Source organism: Vibrio mytili (genome assembly GCF_000830505.1).
Lineage (GTDB): Bacteria > Pseudomonadota > Gammaproteobacteria > Enterobacterales > Vibrionaceae > Vibrio > Vibrio mytili.
Genome location: NZ_JXOK01000039.1, coordinates 1 through 5,838, shown reverse-complemented (window position 1 = coordinate 5,838; position 5,838 = coordinate 1). Strand labels below are relative to the sequence as shown.

The window sequence follows — 5,838 nt, the reverse complement described above, 5'->3', positions numbered from 1 at the left end:
TGAGTGGTCCCTCTAGGTACGGATTTTGGTGGCCCAAGTTGACCACGCAACCAAAAAAGATTATTGGTAAATCTAATATCAAAAGGAAATGCGCTTGAGAGCTGGTGCTGATAGGCAGACTCGAACTGCCGACCTCATCCTTACCAAGGATGCGCTCTACCACCTGAGCTATATCAGCACTCAAATTAGAGTGGAGCGGGCAGCGGGAATCGAACCCGCATCATCAGCTTGGAAGGCTGAGGTAATAGCCATTATACGATGCCCGCAACACGTAACTCTGAGAGCTATTTCCTAAAGAATATGGTGGAGGGGGACGGATTCGAACCATCGAAGGCAGTGCCGGCAGATTTACAGTCTGCTCCCTTTGGCCACTCGGGAACCCCTCCAAAATTTCTAGTCATTCTCACTACTAATTGCTTCAAGAGAAACAGGAGAGAATGGTGCCGACTACCGGAATCGAACTGGTGACCTACTGATTACAAGTCAGTTGCTCTACCTACTGAGCTAAGTCGGCATAAGTGGTGCGCATTCTATTGAATGATTTTCTAGGTTGCAATAGTAATTTAAAAAAAAATCATAAAATTCGATTTTTTATATCTATTCGCTGAAAAAACATACAAACCTTACTTTTTTCAAACAAACTTCGACCTTGGTCGTTTGCTTTAACGCATCCTTGATGTATGTTCTTGCTCTTAATGCAACTAAGGATAAACGAGACCCATGAGTCCATTTTTGTCATTTGACCGTGCAAATTGGGCAGAATTACGTAACTCTGTGCCAATGACACTCTCTGAAGATGACTTGATAGCGCTTCAAGGCATTAATGAAAATCTAACTATGGAAGAAGCAGTAGAAATCTACCTTCCTTTGTCTCGCCTATTGAATTTATATGTGCAAGCCCGTCAGAGTCGCAATACTGTGCTGCAACAGTTTTTGAACACAGCAGAACATGCTCCCCCTTTTGTCATCGGGATCGCTGGTAGTGTTGCAGTAGGAAAAAGTACAACTGCGCGGATAATGGAAGCACTTCTCTCCCGATGGGAAAATCATCCTAAAGTATCGTTAGTAACTACAGATGGCTTTCTTTACCCTAAAAAAGTGTTAGAAAAAAAGGGAATTATGCATCGCAAAGGCTTTCCTGAATCGTATGACATGAAACGTTTGGTCGAATTTATGTCAGATGTGAAAGCCGGGAAACCCAACTTAGAGGTTCCTGTCTACTCTCATATTACCTACGATATAACCGATGAACTGAAAAAGGTGGATAGACCTGACGTGCTGATCATCGAAGGGTTAAATGTGCTACAGAGTGGTATGGACTACCCACATGACCCACATCGCGTGTTTGTCTCCGATTTTTTAGACTTTTCCATTTATGTCGATGCGGAAACAGAAACAATACAACAATGGTATGTGGAACGGTTTTTAAAATTTCGTCGGGGTGCTTTTACAAAGCCAGGGTCTTATTTCAGCCACTATACGGAGCTCTCTGTTAGCGAAGCGAAAAACAAAGCAAAAGAGATTTGGGAAAAGATCAATGGACTCAATTTAGAACATAATATCCTACCTACGAGAGAAAGAGCCCATTTGATTTTACACAAAGGTGTTAACCACCTAGTTGATAGGGTATCTTTAAGAAAATGAGAAAGCGCTAGTCACTCTTGCGCAAGGAAATCTCACCGCCAATAAAAGTCTCTACCCCTCTTTCTGTCTCGAGCAGTATACCGCCTTGTTGATCAATACCCTGCACAACGCCATATATTTCTCTTGACCCAATTAATAACTTAACCTTACGGCTAATAAAGTTATCCAGTCGGTTCCAACGTTCAACAAACCCTGCAAGCCCCATGAATTCATAGTCAACAAGAGCTGCTTTCCAATGTTCAATAAACGTAAGAGCGAGCCGTGTTCTATCAATCCTCTGCTCTTTACAAACTTGGTTGAGACTTGTCCATGGCTGATCGATATTAGGCTGTTGCTCGGGCATACCTATATTTATCCCCATACCAATGACTAGGTTAGCCGCTCCTCCTGCCTGACCTGACATCTCAACTAAAATTCCGGCTAACTTTTTATCCTGATGATAAAGATCGTTTGGCCACTTAAGCTTCACTCCATCAATACCCATTTCTTCCAATGCTTCCACGGCAGCGATTCCAATCACCAAGCTGAGCCCCATCGCCGCAGCCATACCAGCATCTAAACGCCAGTACATGGATAAGTATAAGTTTGAGCCAAACGGTGAAATCCACTGCCGACCGCGACGACCACGGCCTTGGGCCTGATATTCAGCTAAACAGACACGACCCTTTTCAGATTCTGTAACCCTTTCAAGCAGATATTGGTTGGTAGAATCAATTACAGGAATCAGCTCTATCGGAGTTGTTGACGCTGCTTTTAGTACAGCTTCATCTAAAAGCTGCAATGGATGAGCCAATTGATAACCTTTCCCTTGAAGTCGATGTATATCTATTCCCCAGTCACTGAGCCCTTGTATGTGCTTGGCAATAGCAGCTCTTGAGATATTGAGTTCTCGGCCCAAGGTTTCACCCGAATGGAAGTTACCATCACTGAGCGTTTTCAAAATATGAAACTTTGTAGAGTGCTCTTTCCTCATGATTTCGCCTCAATCTCTGTCAGGTTGGTTTCCCCCAGACGATTGATAAAACGCACTTCATGTTCTAGTTCAATTTGGTACTTATCCCAAACTGTTTTTTTTACTAATGAAGCTAATGCCAACACATCTTGGGCCGTACAATTATCTACGTTAGTAAGAACTAACGCTTGAAGTGGATTAACTTGAGCGCCATTGACTGAACGTCCTTTCAAGCCGCACTGATCTATCAACCAGCCTGCAGCGATTTTCATGCCCTCATCTACAGGATAAGCAACCAAGTTAGGGTGAGACACAACAAGGCGATCATAATGATCGTTTGAGATCACCGGATTTTTGAAAAAGCTGCCTGCGTTCCCTACTTTATTCGGGTCAGGGAGTTTCTCTGTACGTACCTGACACACGCGTTCAAAAATAGTCACCGGACTTAACTGTGCGTCAGGGATATCTCGGAGAGGCCCATATTGATTGATAGGCTGCCACTCTTTAGTTAAGCTCAACCCAATCGCGACGATAAAACACTTCTCGTACAAGTCATGTTTAAAAATCGAATCACGATAACCAAAGTTGCACTCTTCAGCGGTCATCCTTTTCACGGTAAGGGTTTGAAGATCCAGAATATCAACATAATCACATATATCTTTAAACTCTAAACCATAAGCTCCAATGTTCTGGATAGGAGCCGAGCCTGCACAACCTGGGATTAAAGCTAAGTTCTCAACGCCTCCGATTCCTTGTTGAACACACCACTTAACCAGTTCAGGCCAGTCCTCACCTCCAGAAATATGCAGAGAATAATGATCAGTCGTCTCTTTGACTACTTTACCCGTTAGTCGATTTACAATGACAAGACCATCAAAATGCTCTGTAAACAGGACATTGCTTCCTTTACCAAGAAACAGCTTCGGTAGCTCGGCGAAAAATGGGTCTCGGAAAAGTTGAACAATATCATTCTCTGATTCGACAACCGCTAAGTAAGAACAGGTTTGTTCAATACCAAAAGTGTGATAGGCCTTAAGGCTTGCATTTTCTTTAATTTGCATAGTGTGTTTGCAACGCTAGGTAAAGTTCTCTTAAACTGACAACATTCTACATTAGATATCTATGAACCGCAGTGGCAATGACTCAATCATTAACCATCGAAGTGTTAAATCCTGTCAAGCTTCCATTAATAAAAAAGCTCTACAAGGAGCACTACCCCTCTGGGCGTGCCAAAAGTGATGAACTGATCGTCACTGCCAACCGTTATGGGAACATCGTTGCTTTATTACGCCTAAAAAATGTCGATACCACACGCTTGTTGACAGGAATGTTGGTAATACCAGAGCTGAGAGGAACGGGAGTTGGACACACTTTACTTAAGCATTGTGAGAACAACGTTTTCACAGTTGACGATTATTGCTTCGCTTTTCGACATTTGGAAAGTTATTACTCAGACCACGGTTTTAAAACCATCAATAGTTCAGAGCTGCCCCATTGCTTAAAACAAGCATTCCAACGTTATGTACAAAGCGGCAAAGATCTCATTCCAATGCAATTCCTCTCTTCTGAAACGGTAAAGTGAGGACTTTTGTAGCCAGATAAATCATATCTTTGATAAAATATCAGGTTCGCAATATTGCATTAAAATAAGGTACTCACACCGATATGATAGTAAGTAGGAATCCATTCGAACGCTTGCCTACCCTCGCGGTTAATTCCGAGGACTTTGATGTTCTGTATTCTGCAGAAACATTCAGACTTCGCCTCCTAGATGCGATAAGCAAAGCAACGTCACGAATTTACCTAGTCGCTCTATATCTGGAAGATGATGAAGCCGGACGTGAAATACTCACTGCTCTTTATGAAGCAAAGCAGCGAAACCCTGGATTGGATATAAATATTTGTGTTGATTGGCATCGAGCGCAACGTGGGCTGATCGGAGCAGAAAGCTCAGAAGGCAATTCAGCATTATATAAAGCGTTTGCACATAAATATCAGTACTCAATCCCTGTTTACGGAATACCCGTAAGAGGAAAAGAAGTTTTTGGAGTTCTGCACCTTAAAGGCTTTATTATTGATGACTCTGTTATCTACAGTGGTGCTAGCCTAAACAATATCTATCTCCAATATAATGACCGTTATCGATTTGACCGTTACCATGTAATCCAGCATGAATCTCTCGCAGACTCCATGGTTAATTTTATTCAAAATGAAATGATTGCGCACCCAGCAGTTAATGATCTTACAGCTCAAGACAAGCCAGAAACCAAAGATATTAAATCTGCAATTAGGCAACTACGCGCCTCACTCGCTCAAGCCAACTATACGTTTACTCCAGAAGTAACAACCGAAGATAGTGTCAAAGTGACCCCACTTGTTGGCTTAGGTAAGCGCCGCAATCTCCTCAATCAGCAAATCGTACAACTTCTAGCAAGCGCTAAGAATGAAATCTTCATTTGCACCCCTTACTTTAACTTCCCCAAGGCAATACATCGTGAGGTAAAACGCGCCATGAGACGAGGTGTCAAGGTCACTATCGTCGTGGGAGACAAGACAGCGAATGACTTCTATATAGCGCCAGAGGAAGAATTTAAGACGATCGGCGGGTTGCCCTACCTTTATGAAGTTAACCTGCGCCGATTTGCTAAAGCAAATGAAGCTAATATCGCAGCACGTAAACTATCTATCTACTTATGGAAACATGCCAATAACAGCTTCCATCTAAAAGGTATCTGGGTGGATAAGCGATACATGCTACTCACAGGAAATAATCTAAATCCAAGAGCTTGGTCGCTCGACCTTGAAAATGGTCTGCTTATTCAAGATGATTACGCTAAATTAGTCGAAAAGTTTGAAGAAGAAATCACGAGAATTCTTGAACATACTCAACTGATCTGCACTTACAGGCAGCTAGAGAAAGTTGAAGATTATCCTGTTGGTGTTCAAAAGCTAGTAAGAAAGATTACTCGCTTAAAAGCCGATGGTGTTTTAAAGCGCATTCTTTAGTCACCTCATTTATATAAAATCCCAAGCCCAACATATGTTTGTTGGGCTTTTTGTTTTCTTGTTATTCTTCTGAGCACAAACCTACAGCTAACAACTTATATTGATGGATAAATGATATTTGGCATTGTAACCAGCTAGAATTCTCAATTTTTACTACAATTGGACTCATTCGCCCGAAAGGCGAAACATGCTCATATGAACGCAAAAAAGCCTCAGTCTTTCGACTGAGGCTTCGT

At 42.2% G+C, this 5,838-nt stretch carries 5 protein-coding genes and 4 tRNA genes; 3 read left to right on the top strand and 6 right to left on the bottom strand.

Going from position 1 to position 5,838, the window contains the following annotated elements; all coding sequences use genetic code 11:
* Nucleotides 1-102 precede the first annotated feature (102 nt).
* From SU60_RS11115 to SU60_RS11100, 4 genes are all read right to left on the bottom strand, one after another.
* Nucleotides 103-178, bottom strand: a tRNA-Thr gene (locus tag SU60_RS11115).
* A gap of 13 nt (nucleotides 179-191) precedes the next feature.
* A tRNA-Gly gene (locus SU60_RS11110) sits at nucleotides 192-266 on the bottom strand.
* A gap of 35 nt (nucleotides 267-301) precedes the next feature.
* Nucleotides 302-386, bottom strand: a tRNA-Tyr gene (locus SU60_RS11105).
* Between the two features lie 52 nt (nucleotides 387-438).
* Nucleotides 439-514: transfer RNA gene (locus tag SU60_RS11100), tRNA-Thr, on the bottom strand.
* A gap of 206 nt (nucleotides 515-720) precedes the next feature.
* Between SU60_RS11100 and coaA the strand changes: the two genes are divergently transcribed.
* Complete coding sequence (gene coaA, locus SU60_RS11095; RefSeq protein ID WP_041155565.1) at nucleotides 721-1,644, top strand: type I pantothenate kinase; 924 nt, start codon at nucleotides 721-723, stop codon at nucleotides 1,642-1,644.
* A gap of 7 nt (nucleotides 1,645-1,651) precedes the next feature.
* Here coaA and birA read toward each other — a convergent pair whose 3' ends face one another.
* A complete protein-coding gene (gene birA, locus SU60_RS11090; RefSeq protein ID WP_041155564.1) occupies nucleotides 1,652-2,617 on the bottom strand; it encodes a bifunctional biotin--[acetyl-CoA-carboxylase] ligase/biotin operon repressor BirA in 966 nt (321 codons plus the stop codon).
* Nucleotides 2,614-3,657, bottom strand: coding sequence for a UDP-N-acetylmuramate dehydrogenase (gene murB, locus SU60_RS11085; protein ID WP_041155563.1), 1,044 nt, complete (start codon nucleotides 3,655-3,657; stop codon nucleotides 2,614-2,616). The genes birA and murB overlap by 4 nt, the downstream gene beginning before the upstream one ends.
* Before the next feature lie 77 nt (nucleotides 3,658-3,734).
* Here murB and SU60_RS11080 point away from each other — a divergent pair, with 77 nt between their 5' ends.
* Together SU60_RS11080 and pssA are read left to right on the top strand one after the other, a co-directional pair.
* Nucleotides 3,735-4,178, top strand: coding sequence for a GNAT family N-acetyltransferase (locus SU60_RS11080; RefSeq protein ID WP_128814662.1), 444 nt, complete (start codon nucleotides 3,735-3,737; stop codon nucleotides 4,176-4,178).
* Nucleotides 4,179-4,261: 83 nt separating this feature from the next.
* Nucleotides 4,262-5,602, top strand: a complete 1,341-nt coding sequence (gene pssA / locus SU60_RS11075; protein WP_041155562.1) for a CDP-diacylglycerol--serine O-phosphatidyltransferase — start codon at nucleotides 4,262-4,264, stop codon at nucleotides 5,600-5,602.
* Nucleotides 5,603-5,838: the final 236 nt, after the last annotated feature.